The sequence below is a fragment of the Sulfuricurvum kujiense DSM 16994 genome (genome assembly GCF_000183725.1).
GTDB lineage: Bacteria > Campylobacterota > Campylobacteria > Campylobacterales > Sulfurimonadaceae > Sulfuricurvum > Sulfuricurvum kujiense.
Genome location: NC_014762.1, coordinates 1,497,426 through 1,516,793, shown reverse-complemented (window position 1 = coordinate 1,516,793; position 19,368 = coordinate 1,497,426). Strand labels below are relative to the sequence as shown.

Annotated in this window: 19 protein-coding genes; 12 read left to right on the top strand and 7 right to left on the bottom strand. The window is 42.8% G+C overall.

Annotated elements, in window-relative coordinates; translation table 11 throughout:
• Positions 1-30 precede the first annotated feature (30 nt).
• Together nifK and SULKU_RS07535 are read left to right on the top strand one after the other, a co-directional pair.
• Positions 31-1,575: a nitrogenase molybdenum-iron protein subunit beta gene (gene nifK, locus SULKU_RS07540; RefSeq protein ID WP_013460356.1), complete on the top strand. Its 1,545-nt coding sequence runs from the start codon at positions 31-33 to the stop codon at positions 1,573-1,575.
• Positions 1,576-1,694: 119 nt separating this feature from the next.
• Positions 1,695-1,883 (top strand): hypothetical protein, encoded by a 189-nt coding sequence (locus tag SULKU_RS07535; RefSeq protein ID WP_013460355.1) that lies wholly within the window; start codon positions 1,695-1,697, stop codon positions 1,881-1,883.
• On the opposite strand, the gene SULKU_RS07530 is transcribed toward SULKU_RS07535, so the two are convergent.
• Positions 1,884-2,657, bottom strand: coding sequence for a GGDEF domain-containing protein (locus tag SULKU_RS07530; protein ID WP_013460354.1), 774 nt, complete (start codon positions 2,655-2,657; stop codon positions 1,884-1,886). It abuts the gene before it with no gap.
• A gap of 59 nt (positions 2,658-2,716) precedes the next feature.
• Positions 2,717-5,053, bottom strand: a complete 2,337-nt coding sequence (locus tag SULKU_RS07525) for a sensor domain-containing protein (protein WP_013460353.1) — start codon at positions 5,051-5,053, stop codon at positions 2,717-2,719.
• 163 nt (positions 5,054-5,216) lie between these two features.
• On the opposite strand from SULKU_RS07525, the gene SULKU_RS07520 reads away from it, so the two are divergent.
• The 10 genes from SULKU_RS07520 to SULKU_RS07475 all read left to right on the top strand — a co-directional run bounded on the left by SULKU_RS07520 (position 5,217) and on the right by SULKU_RS07475 (position 12,920).
• Positions 5,217-5,438 (top strand): hypothetical protein, encoded by a 222-nt coding sequence (locus SULKU_RS07520; protein WP_013460352.1) that lies wholly within the window; start codon positions 5,217-5,219, stop codon positions 5,436-5,438.
• Between the two features lie 3 nt (positions 5,439-5,441).
• On the top strand, positions 5,442-5,654 hold the full coding sequence (locus SULKU_RS07515; protein WP_013460351.1) for a hypothetical protein: 213 nt from the start codon (positions 5,442-5,444) through the stop codon (positions 5,652-5,654).
• Positions 5,655-5,720: 66 nt separating this feature from the next.
• Entirely contained in the window at positions 5,721-7,874 is a 2,154-nt protein-coding gene (locus SULKU_RS07510; RefSeq protein ID WP_013460350.1) for an ATP-binding protein, read from the top strand.
• A complete protein-coding gene (locus tag SULKU_RS07505) occupies positions 7,864-8,352 on the top strand; it encodes a chemotaxis protein CheX (protein ID WP_013460349.1) in 489 nt (162 codons plus the stop codon). Before SULKU_RS07510 ends, SULKU_RS07505 begins: the two co-directional genes overlap by 11 nt.
• A gap of 1 nt (position 8,353) precedes the next feature.
• The gene (locus SULKU_RS07500) at positions 8,354-8,803 is read left to right on the top strand and encodes a response regulator (RefSeq protein ID WP_013460348.1); all 450 of its coding nucleotides are present in this window, start codon (positions 8,354-8,356) and stop codon (positions 8,801-8,803) included.
• 134 nt (positions 8,804-8,937) lie between these two features.
• Complete coding sequence (locus tag SULKU_RS07495) at positions 8,938-10,632, top strand: acetolactate synthase large subunit (protein ID WP_013460347.1); 1,695 nt, start codon at positions 8,938-8,940, stop codon at positions 10,630-10,632.
• Entirely contained in the window at positions 10,629-11,105 is a 477-nt protein-coding gene (gene ilvN, locus SULKU_RS07490; protein ID WP_041666777.1) for an acetolactate synthase small subunit, read from the top strand. Before SULKU_RS07495 ends, ilvN begins: the two co-directional genes overlap by 4 nt.
• A gap of 5 nt (positions 11,106-11,110) precedes the next feature.
• Positions 11,111-12,058: a UDP-3-O-(3-hydroxymyristoyl)glucosamine N-acyltransferase gene (gene lpxD / locus SULKU_RS07485; protein WP_013460345.1), complete on the top strand. Its 948-nt coding sequence runs from the start codon at positions 11,111-11,113 to the stop codon at positions 12,056-12,058.
• Between the two features lie 17 nt (positions 12,059-12,075).
• Positions 12,076-12,624, top strand: a complete 549-nt coding sequence (locus SULKU_RS07480) for a lysozyme family protein (RefSeq protein WP_013460344.1) — start codon at positions 12,076-12,078, stop codon at positions 12,622-12,624.
• 74 nt (positions 12,625-12,698) lie between these two features.
• Positions 12,699-12,920, top strand: a complete 222-nt coding sequence (locus SULKU_RS07475) for a hypothetical protein (RefSeq protein ID WP_013460343.1) — start codon at positions 12,699-12,701, stop codon at positions 12,918-12,920.
• Positions 12,921-12,960: 40 nt separating this feature from the next.
• Here SULKU_RS07475 and SULKU_RS07470 read toward each other — a convergent pair whose 3' ends face one another.
• The 5 genes from SULKU_RS07470 to lolA form a co-directional block, all read right to left on the bottom strand.
• On the bottom strand, positions 12,961-14,127 hold the full coding sequence (locus SULKU_RS07470) for a pyridoxal phosphate-dependent aminotransferase (protein WP_013460342.1): 1,167 nt from the start codon (positions 14,125-14,127) through the stop codon (positions 12,961-12,963).
• A gap of 61 nt (positions 14,128-14,188) precedes the next feature.
• On the bottom strand, positions 14,189-16,108 hold the full coding sequence (locus tag SULKU_RS14420; protein WP_013460341.1) for a GGDEF domain-containing phosphodiesterase: 1,920 nt from the start codon (positions 16,106-16,108) through the stop codon (positions 14,189-14,191).
• Positions 16,105-16,635, bottom strand: coding sequence for a hypothetical protein (locus tag SULKU_RS07460; RefSeq protein ID WP_041666776.1), 531 nt, complete (start codon positions 16,633-16,635; stop codon positions 16,105-16,107). Before SULKU_RS07460 ends, SULKU_RS14420 begins: the two co-directional genes overlap by 4 nt.
• Positions 16,635-18,644: a TonB-dependent receptor plug domain-containing protein gene (locus SULKU_RS07455; protein WP_013460339.1), complete on the bottom strand. Its 2,010-nt coding sequence runs from the start codon at positions 18,642-18,644 to the stop codon at positions 16,635-16,637. The genes SULKU_RS07460 and SULKU_RS07455 overlap by 1 nt, the downstream gene beginning before the upstream one ends.
• A 162-nt stretch (positions 18,645-18,806) precedes the next feature.
• Complete coding sequence (gene lolA, locus SULKU_RS07450) at positions 18,807-19,325, bottom strand: LolA-like outer membrane lipoprotein chaperone (protein ID WP_013460338.1); 519 nt, start codon at positions 19,323-19,325, stop codon at positions 18,807-18,809.
• Positions 19,326-19,368: the final 43 nt, after the last annotated feature.

The following is a 19,368-nucleotide window of genomic DNA, read 5'->3' as shown; positions in this document are numbered from 1 at the left end:
AGCCCTCTTTTTCTGAACTAGGAGAATAAGATGCAAGAAGTAGAAAAAATCGTAAACGGGAAAGACCTGTTTAAACGACCTGAGTACAAAGATGTACTCGCAAACAAAAAACAATTCGAGTCGTCTATGCTCGCGATCAACCCTGCAAAAGTGGATGAAATCGCAGAATGGACAAAATCATGGGATTACCGTGAGAAAAACCTTGCTCGTGAAGCAATCACCGTCAACCCTGCAAAAGCTTGCCAACCTCTTGGTGCGGTAATGGTTGCTCTCGGGTTCGAAGGTACTATGCCTTACGTTCACGGTTCACACGGTTGTGTAGCGTATTTCCGTTCATACTTTACTAAACACTTCAAAGAGCCGACTCCATGTGTTTCTGACTCTATGACTGAAGATGCTGCGGTATTCGGTGGTTTGGTAAATATGAAAGAGGGTCTTAAAAACTGTGCTGCAGTTTATAAACCTAAAATGATCGCTGTTTCAACTACCTGTATGGCTGAAGTTATCGGGGATGACTTGATGGCGTTCATCACTTCTGCTAAAGAAGAAGACGGCGGAGAATTTCTACCGGCTGAATACCCGATTCCGTATGCGCACACTCCTTCATTCGTAGGAAGCCATATCACGGGTTACGACAACATGATGCACGGTATCATGTCTCAGCTTACTGAAGGTCAAAAAGGCGAAACGAAACAACGTATCAACATCATCCCTGGTTTTGAAACGTATATCGGAAGCCTCCGTTCAGTAAAAAGCATCGTAGAAGCGTTCGGTACAGACTATATCATGTTGGGCGACCACTCTGATCAATGGGATATGCCGGCTGGTAACTACGAAATGTTCTCTGGCGGAACAAAACTTGAAGACGCAAAAGATTGTATCAACTCTTCTGCAACAATCAGTCTTCAAAAATATGCAACGTCTAAAACTATGAAAATGGTTGAAAAACGTTGGAAACACAAAGGCGGTTTCTCTAACCCTGTCGGTCTTAAAGGGACAGACGAGTTCGTTATGAAATTGGCTGAATTGACTGGAACTGAAGTTCCACAAAAACTTAAAACTGAGCGCGGTCGCCTTGTCGACGCTATGCAAGACAGCTATCCGTACATGCACGGTAAAAAATTCGCTATCTGGGGTGATCCTGACTTCCTACTTGGTGTCGTTTCATTCTTGCTAGAGATGGGTGCTGAGCCGACTCACGTTCTTTGCCACAATGCACCGAACGGTTGGGAAGCTGAGATGAGAGAATTGCTTGACACATCTCCGGCAAAAGACAGCCTAAATGTATGGGCTGGTAAAGACTTGTGGCATATGCGTTCACTCTTGTTCACTGAGCCGGTTGATTTCATGATCGGTAACAGTTACGGAAAAGAGTTGATGCGTGATACAGGAACTCCGTTGATCTACATCGGATTCCCGATTTTCGACCGTCACCACTTGCACCGTTACTCTATCAGCGGTTACGATGGAGCATTGAACCTTCTTACTTGGATCACGAACAAAGTTCTTGACCAATTGGATGAAGAGACTAAAGACATCGCTACTACTGACTATTTCTTCGACCTCGTCCGCTAATCGGACTGTCCCCTTCCGGGGACAAAACTTCATTGATTCTCGTCATTTTCCCTCTTGTGTGAGGGATTTTTTTGATTCAGTTTTTTACGGAAAATTAAGTCAAAAAAATAGGATGATGTATGGCTAGTGTGCAGGACAAATTAAAAGCGGAATTGATGGTTGAAATTTACGCCAGTATCGACCGTATCTATGATTCGATCGAGCAGCATTTTGAGCTTGATGAAACACGACGGAGTAACGTTATCAAAAGTCTTAATACTCTCAAAGACGAGCTTTATTTTGTTGTGCAGACGACACCGCTTTCCTAATCAGCCTGCATAGGTTTTATTATGATACATTGCCTTATCGGCGGTTTCTATAACGGTATTGATACTGTCGCCATGGGTAAATGAAGCGATACCGTAGGCAAAATTGATTTTAAATTCGTTTTTATCCACTTTAAAATGAATGGTATTGCAATAGTTTAAGAGTGTTTCCATCTTCAGTTTAACTTCGTTTTGCGCTATTTTAGAATCGAAAATTATAATAAATTCATCTCCGCCGTAGCGAACGACACGTCCTCCGCTTTCTCTAAGCTTGAAGGCAAGATGTACCAGTACTTTATCGCCGATAATATGACCGTAGGTATCATTGATTTGTTTGAATTTATTAAGATCCACCATGACAAGAATACCGTTTTCATGGGTTGAAATGGTGTCTCCATCACAAATAGTATCTTCAAACCATTTACGGTTATAGCATTTGGTCAAACCATCCTCATACACTATTTTTTGGAGGGCAAAAATCTCTTCCTGAAGGGCCTTTGTCTGTGAAAGTATTCTTTTTAGCGACAGTTTGTCTTCCGTTTCAATAGCGTTGATCGCTTCATCGGTGCATTTGGAGAGAGTGATAAGATGACGTACCATTTTTTCATCGAGCATTTCCGAATTGAACACTTCGGTGGGCTGAAGCTCAATATGGTGTGATTTTGCTTTTTCGGTATAGAGTTTACTGTAATCTGCAGGGAAAACTATTTTGAGTTTTTGGATGCTCTCTTTGACTTCATCGGTTATAAGTATATGTTCTTTGTATAAATCACTCATTTTTGTCCATATCTGCAAAATCTCATTAAATATTATTGTATCTATTTTTTTAATAATATCTAGTTAACTATCGGTCGATTCTCTTTAAATAACGATTCGACGGATTGGCTATCCATCGGTTTGTAGAAATAATACCCTTGGATTGAATCAATCTGATTTAGGCGTAAAAACTCAAGCTCTTCACTTGTCTCAACACCTTCGGCAAGCACTTTGATGTCCAACCCTTTTGCCAGTGCTATAATCGTTTTAACGATGGTTTGATTTTTTCTATTGTCAGTGATATTTCGAATGAAAGATTGATCAATTTTGAGTTTGTCTATAGGAAGGTTTTTGAGATAGGAGAGGGAAGAGTACCCTGTGCCGAAGTCATCTATGGAGATAAAAAAGCCCCGTTTTTTGAGTGTATGGAGTAATGCGATGACGTATTCGGGATCGTTTAAAATAGAGCTTTCGGTAATCTCAAGCTCGATCAGCTTCGGATCACACTGCGTTTCGGATACGATACTATCAAGTGTATCGATAAAATCAACATGAGAAAGCTGGCGTGCAGAAATATTGATAGCGACACGCCCGTTTAACAGTCCGGCTTTATCCCATTTAGATGTCTTCAGGCACCCTTCTCTTAGGACAAATTCTCCGATTTCTAATATAAGTCCGCTCTCTTCGGCAATCGGGATGAAAACTCCGGGAGAGACGGCTCCCTCAGGCGTAAACCACCGGCATAACGCTTCTAGTCCGATAATCTCTTCGGTAAACTGGTCGACTTGCGGTTGATAGTGCAAAGAGAGTTCACCGCTTTGAATCGCTTTTTTCAGATTCGTCGATATGGTTGTTCTTTGTATTGAGGTTTCGGTAAATTTTGATTCATAAAAACTGTAGGTATTTCTGCCGCTCTTTTTTGCATTATACATGGCGGCATCGGCTTTTTGGAATAAATCCTCACTGTTGTCCGCATCGGAAGGGTACATAGCGATTCCTACGCTTGCCGTGATGTAAACATCGACATTGTCGATATTAAAAGGATGACGGAGTGCAAGGACAAGATTTTGCATCATCAGATCAATCCGGTTTTCTTCTTCATTGCATTCGAGGATAACAACAAATTCATCTCCTCCCGTACGTATGATTTTAGAGTTACTGGGTGTAATAGTCTCTAAGACTTCGGCAATGCGTATAAGAAGCTTATCTCCAAACCGATGTCCATAAGAATCGTTAACCTCTTTGAATCCGTCTAAATCGAGGAATAAAAAGGCAAACGGTGAATTTTGAGAACATTTGATTTTTAAATATTCCATTAGACTTAGGCGATTAGGCAGTCCGGTAAGTGAATCGTGGTGTGCCATAAAGTCGAATCGGTCTTTTTCATTGGTCATAATCTGTTCATGATGCTTTTCATTTGTGATATCTCTGTAGATTCCGAAAATCCCGAAAATATCTCCGTTTTCCGTTTTGAGCAACCCTTTTGTTACCCAATAGATATACATTTTTCCATTAGGCATTATCAACGTTTCTTCATGTTCGATAAACGATTGGTTCTTTAGTAAATCGTCATCGATAGCGTTGATAATTCCGGCCGTTTTAGGGGGGAAAATTTCATCAGCCGTTTTCCCTACGGCATCGCTTGATTTAATACCGGAAAATTTGGATGCACCCTCGTTGAATACAATGTAGCGGCGGTCCAGCCCTTTGATGACAATGGCGTCGGGCGTGCTGTTAATCAAAGAGGTTAGAAGAGCGTTTTGTTTTTCGAGACGAATTTGAGAGACTGTTTCTTCGGTAATGTCACGAGAGATACCAAATAAGCCGAATATTTTCCCTTCTTCATTAAAGAGAGGACCTTTTGTTACCCAAAAGGATTTTTCTTTTCCTTCGGATGTCGTCAAATACTCTTTATTCGTTATAGTTTTAGCACCTGAAATAATTGAGCGGTCAAGCTCCCGTATTTTACTCGCTGTTTCCGGAGAAAAAATCAAGCTATCGGTATTGCCGATCACTTTTTCGGGTGACATACCGACAATTTCACCTGCTCCGTTGTTAAAGAGAAGATATTTTCCCTCTAAATCTTTAACAAATATCGCATCCGGTGAACTGTTGACGATGGTGCGTAAAAGGGCATCCTGTCTGGCAAGCTGTATTTGTGCCGTTTTTTGTTCATTGAGCCGTCGAGTGTATTCGAGAGAGCGTTCACGTAATATACGGTAACTGAGAAGATAGAGTAGAACAGATGTTACGACAATAAAAAAGAACCCTTTATAGGTTTGAAGAAGAGATATCTGATGGGGGTCATTTGAGAATAACTCGATAAGGGTATCGGACGAATAAATCCATATCATCCCGAAAATAAGATAAAAGGCTGAGATTTGCAAAGCATTTTTAAAACTTTGTGAATCTTTCATACTGTCCATACCTTTTACTGTATATCATGGAAAGAGTATAACATGATTCTTTAAAAGAGGGTTTAATTGATTTTTGATCGAAAATGATGTGATTTTTGCTGATTTACAGGGATACTAGAACGCCATATGCAGATATTTTTCAAATCACTGTTGGAGAAATAGTATGGAACACCATGTTGTTATTGAAAAACTTTGCAGTTGTGCAAAAAAAGAGGAGATGTCTCAGATTACTTCCTACGAGACGAAGGATTCTGCCCTGGAAGCGGCCCAAACACAATTAGCCTACATGCAGGGACACTTTTGCGGAAAGCACGAATTTCAGCTTGTTGAAGTCAATGACAATTATGTCATCGGAATGGTAAGCGGCTGCGGCTGCCAAGGCTGAATTATGGAATACCACGTAGTTGTTGAAAAACTGTGCAAATGTGCAATAAGAAAAAATATGCCGCAGATCAAAACGTTTGATGACAAAGAAAATGCCTATCGCGTAGCGCGTGCATGGGCTCAGGAACTCAATGAGAGTTTTTGCGGACAACATTCATTCGGAGTCGTCGAAGTGGATGACAACTATGTCATTACGGTCGGAGAGGGGACCTACTAAAGTTTTGCTCAAGACAATATTCAGTAAAATCAAACGATATCTATTTTTACTGGGGCATCGGAAGAGATGAGAAAATATTATTACGGTGCCGTCGCATTTTATCTTATAGCATTACTTTCGTATATTACCTACCAATACACTTCCCAGCGTTCGGAATTGATTGCCAAAATCGATCAAAAATTGATTCGGTGTGCCAGTGTAACCGACCAGTTTCTTCCCTCATCACTGCATACACCCGATATGAATGCTGAGTCGATCTCTCCGGAACAAGATACCCGCAACCGTATAGCATTGTCCCGATTTTCTCAAAGCATGAACGTCAAATACGTCTATTCATTTATTTTAGAAGACGGGAAAGTTTATTTCACCTCCAGCAGCGCAACCCCCCAAGAGCTTAAAAGCGGTGAAGATATCAGCTACTATTTTGATGAGTACACCGAGATAACACCGCTGTTGTTAGAAGCTTTCAAAACCCGTCAGATGCAGTTTGAAGAGTCTTCGGATCAGTGGGGACATTTCAGGTCGGTTTATTTGCCTCATGTCTCCCCAAGCGGGCGTGTCTATATTACAGGTTCCGACATGGAAATCAGTGATATTGATGCACAGCTTCATGACCTTTTGATTAATGCGTTTATTGATACTCTTTTTTATACCTTTATTTTAATACCGTTTTTTATTGCGTATCGGATGCATAATATGACGATCCAAAACGAGCTTTCCCGACTGGTTGATGAACGCACAGCTGATCTGAAAGAACGTTCCGTCGCCGTTAAGCGGCTGCTTGATAATGCAAATCAGGGTTTTTTGACTTTTTCAACTTCTTTGAGTGTGGAGAACGAATACTCTCACAAATGTTTGGAAATTTTTGGAGAGAGTATTGACGGCAAACCTATCAGTGAGTTGCTTTATCCGGAGGAAACGCAGAAAAGAGACTTTTTGGAGCAAACGATCCAGGCAGTTTTCAATGAGGAAGATGAGGTAAAAGTCGAAGCGATTCTTTCCCTTCTTCAACAAGAATTTATCATCAGACACAAATTGATTCAAGTATCCTACAATCGGATAGAACCTAATCGATTAATGCTGATTCTCACCGATATTACCGACAAAAAGAATTTGGAAATAAATGTTGAAAGAGAACGTAACCGGCTTAAAATGATTGTTGCAGTGATCAGTAACAGCGATGAGTTTTTTGAGCTATTAGATGAATATCAAAGTTTTTTGTCCCGTCGGTCCGGTTTTGTCAATATCGATCATACGCCGTTTCAGAATCTGACAGAATTGTACCGTTTGATTCATACCTATAAAGGTCTTTTCGCCCAAAAAGATTTTATAACCACACCGCAGGGACTTCATAAAGTGGAATCCCGTTTCTCCGTATGGCTGCAGGATGAGACGATATCGAATGAAACGATTCAGGCGATGCTGACGAAAATCGATTTCGAATCGTGGCTTAAAAAAGATATCGATGTGTTAAGGGAGACGCTGGGTGATGATTTTATGGATAAAAAATCGACGATAACGATTGATGATGAAACATTTGAGATACTGCACGGCAAAATTAAGGAGTTGATAGAGACGCAGCCGGATGAATGTCATGAATTGTCGGAACTTCTTGAGGATATACGAAAGTTAAAGTACAAGCCGATTGGAGAGTACTTTGCTTCCTTGCCGAAATACGTCGAAATGATCAGTGAACGACTTGAAAAATCACTGAAACCGATGGATGTATCTGACACGACCAATATTTCAGTGGGTGAAGAGTTTAAACCGTTTGCAAAATCTTTGATACATGTTATTCGCAACAGTGTTGATCATGGGATTGAAACCCCTGAAGAGAGAGTGGAAAACGGTAAAGATGAATACGGTACGATCCTACTCTCCATTACCGATACGGAAGAATCCGTTGTGATAGAAATCAGTGATGACGGTCGAGGAATCAACAAAGAGAAACTCAAACAAAAAGCGCTTGAGAGGGGATGCAAAACTCTCTTGGAACTTGAAAATGATTCAGCCGTATTTGAACTGATGTTTGAAGATTTTCTATCGACAAAAGATGAAATCAGTGATCTCTCCGGCAGGGGGGTCGGATTGGCCTCGGTACGTTCGGAAGTTTTGAAACTCGGAGGGAGCTACAGTGTAGTATCCGAGCAGGGAAAAGGGTGCCGGTTTATATTTAGTATTCCCAAAAAATCACTCGTTAGGGATGAGGATGAAAAATAGTGAAATTCTAAAAGAGGTTCTTACCGCCATTGTATACCGTGCCGAGCTCTTCATGACTGATGAGATGAAGATAGAGGCAAAATTTGACGGAGAATTCCGTTCGATGGAAAAAATAGAATTGAAAAAATACACGACGACGATCGGAATCGGCGGCAGTATCAATCTTTTATTTTATGTCTCCTACAACGAATTGCTGCTTGAAAAATTGACCCGGGCATTTTCATACGGAAAGATTCATGAATCTGAATTAGCGGAATTACGCGAGAGTGCAGCCGGTGAGATCGCCAATATGATTTTAGGACATGCCGTGAATGACTTTCCCAATCGGGGCAAGGGGGTGACGATTACCCCTCCGGTAACGGTTGAAGATGCAAAATCAATCTTAAAAACGAACGGAAACGGCATTATGACCGCAGTATTTTCGACACCCTACGGAAATATGGAATTTAATGTCATCGGATTAATTAAAGGAGAATGAAATGCTTAATATTCTGGTGGTAGATGATTCATTAATCATGAGACGTAACATTATCAAAATGATTGAATCATTGGGACATAAAGTAGTCGGAGAAGCAAAAGACGGTCAGGAAGCGGTCGAAGTTTATCGAAAGCTTAAACCCGATTTGGTAACGATGGACATTACAATGCCAAGGATGGACGGCTTAGGTGCCGTAAAAGAGTTAAAAAAAATCGATAAGAATGCCAAAATTATTATGGTCACGTCCCACGGTCAGGAAGAGATGGTCATTGATGCTATTCGATCCGGTGCAAGCGGTTATCTTTTAAAGCCGGTAAAGATTAATAAATTGTCTGATTCGATTCAGAAAATTTTTCCCTCAATGATTGATCAAACGGTATCGGAGCAAAAGGAGACGACCTTGTTGGAGAGCGAAGAAATTTTGTTGCCTGAAATTGAGGATCTCGCTTAAAAAGGGGCGACCTCTTCGCGAATTTAACGTAATTTATAGCTACAGTCTTTTATAATCCCCTAATTTTTTAATTTTGTTGCTATTTTTTTCGAATAGGGCGATAAAAATTATATTTTTTAAAATAAGGAGACGACATGCAAATCAGCGGTGCACAGATGGTTATCGAAGCACTCATCGCCGAGGAAGTCGAAGTCGTATTCGGTTACCCGGGCGGGGCGATCATGAACGTCTATGATGAGATATACAAACAGCGCTCATTTCAACATATTTTGACCCGTCACGAACAAGCGGCGGTCCATGCGGCAGAGGGGTATGCCAAAGCTACCGGAAAAGTCGGTGTCGCAATGATTACTTCAGGTCCGGGATTTACCAATGGTGTGACCGGAATGGCCGATGCCTATATGGACTCGATCCCTCTCGTTGTTATCAGCGGCCAGGTACCGATGTCGCTCATCGGTACCGATGCGTTTCAGGAGATCGATGCCGTCGGTATCAGCCGCCCGTGTACGAAACACAATTATCTCGTGACCGATGCGGCTGATTTGCCTCGTGTCCTTAAAGAGGCATTTTATATTGCCCGTACAGGGCGTCCGGGACCGGTTCACGTCGATATTCCGAAAGATGTAACGGCACAGATTGCGACATTCGATTATTCCAAAGAGGTTGAGCTCGAGACCTACAAGCCGACGACCAAAGGGAATGCCCGACAAATCAAAAAAGCGATCGAAGCGATCGCGAGTGCGAAACGTCCTCTTTTGTATCTTGGAGGGGGAATTATCAACGCCAATGCGGCAGAACTGGTGCGTGAATTTTCAAAAATGACCCAGATTCCTGCCGTTGAGACGTTTATGGCACGCGGAACCCTTCGATATGATGACCCGTTGCTTATTTCAATGCTCGGGATGCATGGTTCATACGCCGCCAATATGGCGATGAGCGAGACCGATTTGGTTATCGGTTTAGGTGCACGGTTTGATGATCGTGTTACCGGAAAACTTTCCGAATTTGCGAAAAATGCCCAGATCATCCATGTTGATATCGACCCCGCAAGTGTTTCGAAATTGGTTCATGCCCATTTCCCGATTGTCGGTGATGTCAAAAACGTATTGGAACAGATGATTCCGTTGGCAAAAGAGCAGATCGATCCGGCCCGTTATGCGTCGTGGCACAATACGATTGCCAATTTCAATAAGCTTCATCCGCTCTCTTATACGGAAGAGGGTGATCGACTTAAGCCGCAGTGGGTCGTTGAACGTATCGGGCAGCTTTTGGGCGATGATGCCAATATCTCGACCGATGTCGGACAGCATCAAATGTGGACGGCTCAGTTTTATCCGTTTACCCGTCCCCGTCAATGGGTAAGTTCCGGAGGTCTTGGGACAATGGGATTCGGATTCCCGGCGGCAATGGGTGTTAAGCGTGCCGATATGGAACGTGTCAGTATCAATATTACGGGTGACGGCTCCATATTAATGAATATCCAAGAGCTGATGACGGCGGTAGAGTATGAACTTCCCGTCATAAATGTTATTTTGAATAATAACTTTTTGGGGATGGTACGGCAGTGGCAGACCCTGTTTTACGATAAACGCCACTCGTCAACCGATCTTTCGATACAGCCCGATTTTGTAAAATTGGTTGAAGCCTTCGGCGGAGTCGGATACCGTGTTACAACCAAAGAAGAGTTTGATGCCGCACTTAAAGATGCGGTCGAAAAAAATGTAGTTGCGATCATCGATGTTGTCGTCAATCGGTTTGAAAACGTTCTGCCGATGGTTCCGGCGGGCGGGTCGCTCTTTAATATGATGTTAGAGTACAAGGAGAAATGATGGAACAAACAGAACGTCGTGTTATTTCCGTTATTGTAATGAATGAAGCCAGTGTACTCTCACGCATTGCAGGGTTGTTTTCGGGACGAGGGTACAATATTGAATCGTTGACGGTGGCTCCGATTCCCGAGTCTAAATATTCGCGTATTACAATTGTTACGGCAGGTTCGGTACGTGTGGTCGAACAGATCACTAAACAGCTGCACAAACTGATTCCGGTATTGAAAGTCTATGAACATGCCGATTTGGTTGAAACCGAGATGGCGTTGGTCAAAATCCCTATGAGTGAATCATTAGGTGATATTGAAGCACTTACCCATGCCTATAACGGACGGATTGTGAATGTCGGAAGCGATACGATGATTGTCATGGTTGCGGATGAGCCTATGAGAGTCAACCATTTTCTCGAAGCGATCAAGCGTTTTCATCCCAAAGAGATCGTCCGAAGCGGTTCTGTCGCTTTAGAGAGATAAAGCAGATGAAACTTTTTGAAATAGCGGCATTGCTGGGGTGTTCAGGAGTCGAAGATTCCATAGAAATCACCGGAATGAATACTCTTCGAGAAGCGTCAGCGGGAGAAATCTCTTTTCTCTCCGACAGTAAATATGAAAAAGAACTTGAGAACACTCAAGCTTCTGCCGTAATTCTCCCCTCATCTAAAGCGCATCTTCTTCCCAAGGGAGTTATTGCTCTGCCGTCGGATGAGCCGTATATGTCGGTTGCCCTTTTATCCAAACATTTTTCAAAACCGATACGCAGCAGTGAAGTCCCTCCCGTAATAGGCGAGGGGAGTGTAGTTTATCCGAGCGCCCATATCGAAAACGGGGCATCTATCGGGTCGAATTGCACCATTATGAGCGGTGTTTATGTCGGTGCCGACGCCGTGATCGGAGATGACGTTATCCTCTACCCCAATGTGTGCATTTACCGCGATTGCCGCATCGGGAACCGTGTGATGATTCATGCGGGATCGGTGATCGGAAGCGACGGATTCGGGTATGCCCATACAAAAATGGGTGAGCATGTCAAACTCTATCAGAACGGGAATGTAGTCATAGAGGATGATGTCGAGATCGGTGCCAACACAACAGTCGACTGCGCCGTATTCGGCTCAACGATTATTAAGCAGGGTTCGAAGATAGACAATCTTGTCCAAATCGGCCATAACTGCATTATCGGCGAACACTCCATTTTAGTCTCTCAAACCGGTCTGGCCGGTTCAACGACTTTGGGGCGCAATGTGGTGATGGGGGGGCAAAGCGCTACGGCAGGGCACCTGAGCATCGCACCGTTCACCACCATGGCGGCACGCTCAGGTGTTACTAAAAGTATCACAAATAAGGGTGTGTATAGCGGCTTTCCGTTGATGGAACATAAAATGTGGCTGAAAATGCAGGCAAAATTGGCTAAAATGTTGGAATCTTAAGGTAAAGGGGACAAAGGATGCGTTTATCAATCGTAGGTTTGGTCATAGCAACGTCATTATTGCGTGCGGACAGTGTACCTACGAGTGATATTCGGATGCCGGATATTGTCCTCGATGCGATCAAGCATTGCGAGTGTCTTCAAGAGGGAGGTAGATGCAATCCTCACGTCATACGCATCAATGCGGATGATGAAGCGCAGCGTGCGCTCAATGCCGGTTTTGCGGTGACAGGACATATCATTAAATGCGGTTCAACGGAACAATGCACGCTTCAAGCCCAGGCGTTGATTGACGGCGGCATTACCAACCTTGATCTAGGGCCTTACCAAATCAACTATAAATACCATCCCAATCCGATGCTGCAGGAATATTTTGAAGATACGACCGCCCGCGAACAGGCTAACGGTATTTTGACGAAACTCGTCAAAAGCTTCGGATATTCATGGGAAACGCTGGGACGCTATCACCATTTCAGCGCAACGGACCGGACCCGTAACGAGCGTTACTATCGAAAAATGTACGCTTTTATTTATGGCAATAATGCCAATGCTCAAGGTTCAAATTAATTCTTTTTCTTTTAAGATTGCTTTAGCCAAAATCGGCTACACTCTTTCCTATACACATTTAGTTAGGAGAGATTATGAGTTCTGCTGTAACCATCATTAAAGAAATTCCATTAGACGGTACGAAAAAAGGTGTCATTTCTATCAGTAAAGTAGATGAGCCATACGGTGCCGGAAGTGACAGCGTAGCCAGTATCGGTATTTCATTGGCGGGGGACTCAAAAAATCCTGAGTGGAAAGTTCACCTTCCGATGGGGAATATCGATGCGGTTGTAGAGGCGTTGAAAAGTATCAAATAAGCAGGCCATTCCCGAGCTTTTCGGGAATGAAAAAGTAGATTTATTTTTTTGTGGCTACAAAAGCGGCGATACGTTTGATCCCTTCGCGGATACTGTCGATATCGGTCGCGAAACTGAATCGGAAATACCCCTCAGAACCGAATCCCACACCCGGTACTACCGCAATCCCTTGATCTTCAAGCAACTCTTTACAAAACTGCATGGAATCGTTACTGACCTCTTTGATGTTGACAAACAGATAGAAAGCACCGGCAGGTGATAGAACCGACAATCCGTCAATTTCATTAAACAATTTGACCGCTTCGTCGCGGCGGGCTTTGAACTGAACGCGCATCGCTTCGATATCCGCATCGGCTTCACCGTTAAGGCCTACGATTGCCGCCTTTTGAGTGATAGAGTTGATATTCGAGGTACTTTGGCTTTGGAGCTTTTTAGTAGCCTGGATGATTTCGGTATTGGCTGCTGCCATATACCCGAAACGCCATCCCGTCATCGCTACCGATTTAGAAAGACCGTTGATGGTGATAGTACGTTGGTACATATCGTCACTCACCGCTGCAGCTGATGTAAATTCACCGTCATAGATGAGTTTTTCGTACATTTCATCGCTGGCTACGATAACATTAGTCCCCTCTAATACTTTTCCTAAGGCAGTCAGCTCCTCGCGTGAATAGACCGCACCGGTCGGATTTGAGGGAGAAGTAAGGATAAGCATTTTCGTCTTTGGAGTCAATGCCGCCTTGAGCTGCTCAGGGGTGATTTTGAATCCGCTTTCATCGTCGGTCATAATCTCGACAACGCTTCCTCCGCAATACATTACAAGCTCCGGGTAGGTAACCCAATACGGAGCCGGGATGATTACTTCATCACCCGCTTGAATCGTACAGGCAAAGAGGTTGTAAAGCGAATGTTTCGCCCCGTTGTTGGCGATGATTTGGTTTGGTTTGTAGTCCAATCCGTTATCACGTTTGAGTTTAAGTGCGATAGCTGCTTTGAGTTCAGGGATACCGTCAACGGCGGTGTATTTGGTAAAACCGTCATTGATTGCTTTGATGGCAGCATCTTTTATCACTTGAGGAGTGTCAAAATCAGGCTCACCTGCGGAAAAGCTGAGGATATTTTTCCCTTGTGCTTTGAGTTCTTGCGCTAACGTAGAGATAGCAATGGTAATCGATTCGGAGAGTATATTGACGCGATCGGTTAACATGGATCAGCCCTTGTAAAAAATTTGCGAATTGTACCATGGTTAGGATTAAAAATCACATTAGTTACTTATCAAAAAAGAGCGGTTTCCCTGTATGAAATCCCTGCGCGTAATTGATACCCAATTCAGTCACCTTCTGAAGAATCTCTTCCGAAGCTACGAACTCGGCAACGGTGTCAATCCCGATTCGGTGGGCAAAGTCGATAATAGCTTCAACAACGATGCGGGTACGAGGATTTTCATTAATCGATTTGATCAACGTACCGTCAATTTTCAGGATATCGACATTGAGTTTAAGAATATTTTCGAAATTGGAATAACCTGTTCCGAAATCATCAACCGCAAATTTTGCCCCCAGATTTTTCATTTTAGCAATAAACGAGGCGACTTCCTCAAAGTTCTCAATCCCCTCAGATTCCAGAATTTCAAATATAACCCGATTCGCTGTACCGGTTTGGCGGAGAATATTTTCAATGGTTGTCAGCGTTTTAGCATCTAACATATCGCTACTGGAGAGATTGATTGAAAATTGTTCGTCACGATCGGCAAAAAGATGGCATGCTTGGTATACAACTTCTTGGGTAATGTGGTGATACAGCTTTGTTTTCTGCGCAATCGGTAAAAAATCATACGGCGGGATTAGGGAACCGTCTTCGTTTTGAATACGTACCAATGTTTCATATTTTTCAATTTTCCCGGTAATACACGAGACAATCGGTTGATATTGACAGACAATACGATGTTCGACCAATGCCTGACGAATTTGAGCCGACATTGCAATATTGGTTTGATACTGCTGCTCGATTCCCTCTGAGGGGTCATAGATACAAGAAGGGCGTTTAATACTTCGCGCTTTATTTAGTGCGACATCGGCATGAATGAGGGGCTTATCGCTGTCAATGGCAATACCGACTGTTGCACGAACATGGACGGTTTCGTCCGCAATCATAAATAGCTTTTCACTGAGCAAGGAGAGGAGTATTTCAATGTCATGTTGAAACTCGACATTCGAACTCCCTTCTTTTAGACGAAACGCAAATTCGTCTCCGCCGATTCGGTAGGGGTTCAGTTTCATTTCGCTGAGCCAATGGGCGATTTGGGTTAAAAGCCAATCACCCGCGTCAATTCCGAAAAAGTCATTGATCTCTTTAAAATCATCAATATTCAATATTGCTACCGTATTGATTGGATTTTTAAGGAGATCTTCTTGCAGTTTGATTCGATTCGGGAGGGAAGTGAGAGTGTCGTAATACAAATGATGGGTTGCTTTATGCGTTTGTTCCGTAATCTTCATCTCAAGATTTTTATTTATCGTTTCAATCTCATCCGAGTATTGGAGCACGCTCTCTTGCATCGCCTCGAATGCATGGGTAATTTGGGTAAACTCACGCTGAGTATAGGGGAAGTCAAAGGTTATTTTTTCTCCGGGTTTAAAATTCCGTACTTTATGAGCGATCAATGTAATGGGATGCAAAAGACGGTTGACCCAAATCATCATCAGCCATAGGACGCTAAATACGCTGATGGTTATCCAGCCGTATAAAATGTAAAAACGCTTCATCGTTTTGGTGAACTCTTCGCCTGAATAGGTAAGGGTGATCGAGCCGATCGGTTTAAGGGTAGAGGGTTCCATCAAATTTTCGGTGATATCAATCGTCTGATACGATCGTGAAAGATCATGCTGATGATAGTTCAGAAAAACGGTCCCTTTTAAATCGGTAATTTTTAACGCGATGACTTCATTGCGTTGGGTAATGGCAGATAGTTTATTTCCGAAATCATTGATTCCCAAAAAAAGAGAAAGGGATACGGCGGGATTAACCGCATCAATAAGCAAATAGGCTTTTTCTTTTTGGGAGTTCAGTGTTAGATCCCGAACAATCCAAAATGTGATTAACGTAACCGTGAGGAAAAGGATGAATGTCCCCATGACAAGTGTTACAAAAAGTTTAGTGGATAAGCGGGCATTTTTAAAAAAGTTCATTCAATGAGTCTCGCAATCTGATATAAAGTGCCGTCGAAATGAAATTTACCCTCTTTGAGGGTTTTTTTGTTGATGTAGATGACCGTAGAGCGTTCAAATGCGATAGAACCCAATATGCCTGATTCCAAATCTGCCACATCATAGGAAAAAGTCGGAATAGAGTTCTCTATTCCCCATTCAGCTACTTGTTTTAGGGACTTGGAACTGCATTTTTGAATCATGTACACGAAGGCTATGTCTTTTCGTTCCGTTACTTCGTTGACGGAAAGTGCGATGGCGCTAAAAGGGATATTGGAAACTCTTTCGTGATGAACCCGATTGATTCCCTCCGCAATAAACTGGGCGTCAGATTTTCGATTTAAATCGTATACTACGGCAAATATCACTTTGGATGAATCTGTTTTGGATTTCAGCCGGGTGTCGAGTGCCATGATTTTAGGAAGCATACGGATATGGCCGTTTACTATAAAAGATTCATGTGCCGATGCAATGAAAAATCCGAAGAGAAAAAACAAAATTATCCGCATTAGAACTTCCATCCTGTTCTAATCCAAAAAGTTCTTCCTTCAATCGGGTAATCATCAGGATAGGTTCCGGGAGGAGATATGTAGCGGTAGATGGCATTGTTGGCATTTTTCAATGCAGCTTGCAGGTAAAATCCGTCAAAACTCTCCCAACCTAAAATCAAATCATAGGAAGCGAATGATTCCATCGAATTTTTGCGTACATCGTTCGGGCGACGTTCTTTTGCACTGCTGTAGCGTCCTACGATTCCTCCTGTCATTTGAGGGGTAAACGTATAGGAAAGCCCCCCCTTAAGCAAATGGGATGAAGCATATGGAAGATAGTCGGTTGTTTCGCTCCCTTTAAACGTTTCCCCTCTGATGTAGCTGTAGGAGAGAAATGTTGTGTCATTTTCTCCGATACTTCCTCGAAATTCGGTCTCAAATCCCATGATATTGCGTTTGCCGATATTTTGGTACATCTTATTGGTTGTATTCGGAGTGATTTGCCCTTTATTTTTCAGATAAAACAGATTAAGACCCAATGTCGTATCTATCGACGGTTTGTAGAGGTATTGTGTTTCATAGGAGACGACATGTTCAGACTCCAAATCGGGATTACCGACCTGAGTCGGATGATTTTGGGTATAGAGCTCGCGAAAGGAGGGCAGTCTGAAACTGTTGCCCACCATGAATTTCAGGATGTGTTGGCGGTACGGCTGAAAAACCAAGGCCGCTCGGACATACGGTTCGAAATTCAAATTTGACGCTTTGGTTCCTCCAGCATTAAGTGAAAGGGCAAGTATGTCACTAATGTCAATGGTATCGCTAAGGTAAAACTCATCGGTATGGCGGCATGCCGATCCCATATCAATAAACGGCGCGGTGTCGGTATAATCGACGAGAGTCGTTCCTCCGGTTTTATTCGTCGTGACGGTGTGCATATCAATAATGTCTTCATACTTTTGGCCATAGCCGAGAGTGATTTTATGATTTTCGACGCCGGTATAGGTTGCGGAAATATTGGCATACAACATTCGTGCATTAAAATTCCAATCTTCCCAAAAACCGTTTGGAAAACTAAGGACTCCGTACGTTCCGGGAGGAAGCAGTCGGGAATCTTCTTCCCATCCGTCTTCCATCATTCCAGCCTTTGCGTTTAAAGTCAAATCATCGGAAATCTTGTGTGAAAATCCCCCCTCAACATACCATGATGGGAATGATTGGGTACCGTTCATATTCGGCAATGCGCTCAAATTACCAAAGGCGCTTCCGGTCGTAAAATGGTTAATACGTCCTTTAAGATAGAAATCATTATAAAAATAAGAGAGGCCGAAACCGATTTGATGGCTGTTGAGAGGCGCATAGCCCGTATTGTGATATTTATCCGTCACGGTGATAGGAGAACGGGCATCGTTGCTTTGATAAAACAAGTCGCTGGAGACTCTCCAATCCGATGCGCGGTGCGTATACCAAAATCCTGCCTGTTTAGCCAAATCGCTGCCGAAACTTCCGAATACAACACCGTTTTGCAGCTTATCTTCGTCTTTTGCATAGGTGATAACATTGATAGTCCCTGAGTATCCGTTGACTCCCTCGATAAAACTTCCGGCCCCACGGACGACTTCAATGCGCTCTATCAGCTCGATTGGAAAATCGAGGTAAGCGGTATAGGTATCAGCCGAACGGTCATTGACCACAACCCCGTCGATAGCCAGTTTTGTCTGTCCGTAGGAGAGGGGATTGGAACCGCGGATGACAGGGGTACGGTTGTTGTTCGTATTACCCATCATATCGATACCGGGAAGCAGCATCAAGGCATCTTTCAAGGTGTGAACACCGAAAAGGGTAAGATCTTTTTGCTCCCATACCGATAAAATAAAAGGCTGATAATCGATATTCTGATTGGTTTGTGTCGCCAACTGTTCCGTATAGCTTATGTCTTCAGTAAGGGTAGTCTCAGGAGGTAATTCAGACCCGTATACAGCCAGGGGGATAAAGGAATACAAAACGACTAATGACGAAAATCTCAAAACTACCCCTGCTTGGACGGTTATTTCTTAAATACTCTTGGACGGTTATTTCTTAAATACTATCATAAAAACACTATATTACATTCAAAATTATATATAAATGGGACTAAATAGACTGCAATCTGTATACATACGAAAAAACCCTGATCTTTATTGTTAAAATTAGCGGTCTTTTATTATGTCGAATCCCTCGGGAATGATTGGTTTATATCGGTTTGCCTCTATCGCTTTGTTTTGTACCGGATTGGTGAACTGGATTGTTACACGGTTGTCATAGCTGTCTTTGTAGGCGATAGAGAGCAGCTGGGTATTTTTAAACTGAACCGTATAGGTTTGACCTTTTACCGTTGCACTGTATTGATCGTCATTAACTTTCTTCGCTTTTTGGATGATTTGCAAAAAATCGATCTCATCATCCAGCGTACGCATCGTTACCTGCTCTATTTGCGGTTCGATCACAGTAATTTTGGAACCGTTTACGTAGACGCTCTTTTGAATCGGTTTTTGGTATACCCAGAGGGCATTTTGGGGTTTGCTTGCCCAAAGTTCACCGGAGTAAACGATTTTTTTGTTGCTGTCATCGATAATGGTCTGAATAAATTTGGAGTTAAACGAACTCATCTCTTTCGGTGAAGCAAAGAGGGTAAGGGAAAGGAGAACCAAGAGGGGTAAAAAACGCACACAAAATCCTTGAATAAAGTAATTGTGCTATTGTACCCAATGC

Excerpts from the sequence above, each read along its gene's own strand:
- SULKU_RS07530 (WP_013460354.1), bottom strand. The coding sequence starts at position 2,657 with ATGAGTGATTTATACAAAGAACATATACTTATAACCGATGAAGTCAAA.
- ilvN (WP_041666777.1), top strand. The coding sequence starts at position 10,629 with ATGATGGAACAAACAGAACGTCGTGTTATTTCCGTTATTGTAATGAAT.
- SULKU_RS07525 (WP_013460353.1), bottom strand. The coding sequence starts at position 5,053 with ATGAAAGATTCACAAAGTTTTAAAAATGCTTTGCAAATCTCAGCCTTT.
- SULKU_RS07520 (WP_013460352.1), top strand. The coding sequence starts at position 5,217 with ATGGAACACCATGTTGTTATTGAAAAACTTTGCAGTTGTGCAAAAAAA.
- SULKU_RS14420 (WP_013460341.1), bottom strand. The coding sequence starts at position 16,108 with ATGAACTTTTTTAAAAATGCCCGCTTATCCACTAAACTTTTTGTAACA.
- SULKU_RS07475 (WP_013460343.1), top strand. The coding sequence starts at position 12,699 with ATGAGTTCTGCTGTAACCATCATTAAAGAAATTCCATTAGACGGTACG.
- nifK (WP_013460356.1), top strand. The coding sequence starts at position 31 with ATGCAAGAAGTAGAAAAAATCGTAAACGGGAAAGACCTGTTTAAACGA.
- lpxD (WP_013460345.1), top strand. The coding sequence starts at position 11,111 with ATGAAACTTTTTGAAATAGCGGCATTGCTGGGGTGTTCAGGAGTCGAA.
- SULKU_RS07505 (WP_013460349.1), top strand. The coding sequence starts at position 7,864 with ATGAAAAATAGTGAAATTCTAAAAGAGGTTCTTACCGCCATTGTATAC.
- SULKU_RS07470 (WP_013460342.1), bottom strand. The coding sequence starts at position 14,127 with ATGTTAACCGATCGCGTCAATATACTCTCCGAATCGATTACCATTGCT.
- SULKU_RS07510 (WP_013460350.1), top strand. The coding sequence starts at position 5,721 with ATGAGAAAATATTATTACGGTGCCGTCGCATTTTATCTTATAGCATTA.
- SULKU_RS07480 (WP_013460344.1), top strand. The coding sequence starts at position 12,076 with ATGCGTTTATCAATCGTAGGTTTGGTCATAGCAACGTCATTATTGCGT.
- SULKU_RS07500 (WP_013460348.1), top strand. The coding sequence starts at position 8,354 with ATGCTTAATATTCTGGTGGTAGATGATTCATTAATCATGAGACGTAAC.
- SULKU_RS07495 (WP_013460347.1), top strand. The coding sequence starts at position 8,938 with ATGCAAATCAGCGGTGCACAGATGGTTATCGAAGCACTCATCGCCGAG.
- SULKU_RS07515 (WP_013460351.1), top strand. The coding sequence starts at position 5,442 with ATGGAATACCACGTAGTTGTTGAAAAACTGTGCAAATGTGCAATAAGA.
- SULKU_RS07460 (WP_041666776.1), bottom strand. The coding sequence starts at position 16,635 with ATGCGGATAATTTTGTTTTTTCTCTTCGGATTTTTCATTGCATCGGCA.
- SULKU_RS07535 (WP_013460355.1), top strand. The coding sequence starts at position 1,695 with ATGGCTAGTGTGCAGGACAAATTAAAAGCGGAATTGATGGTTGAAATT.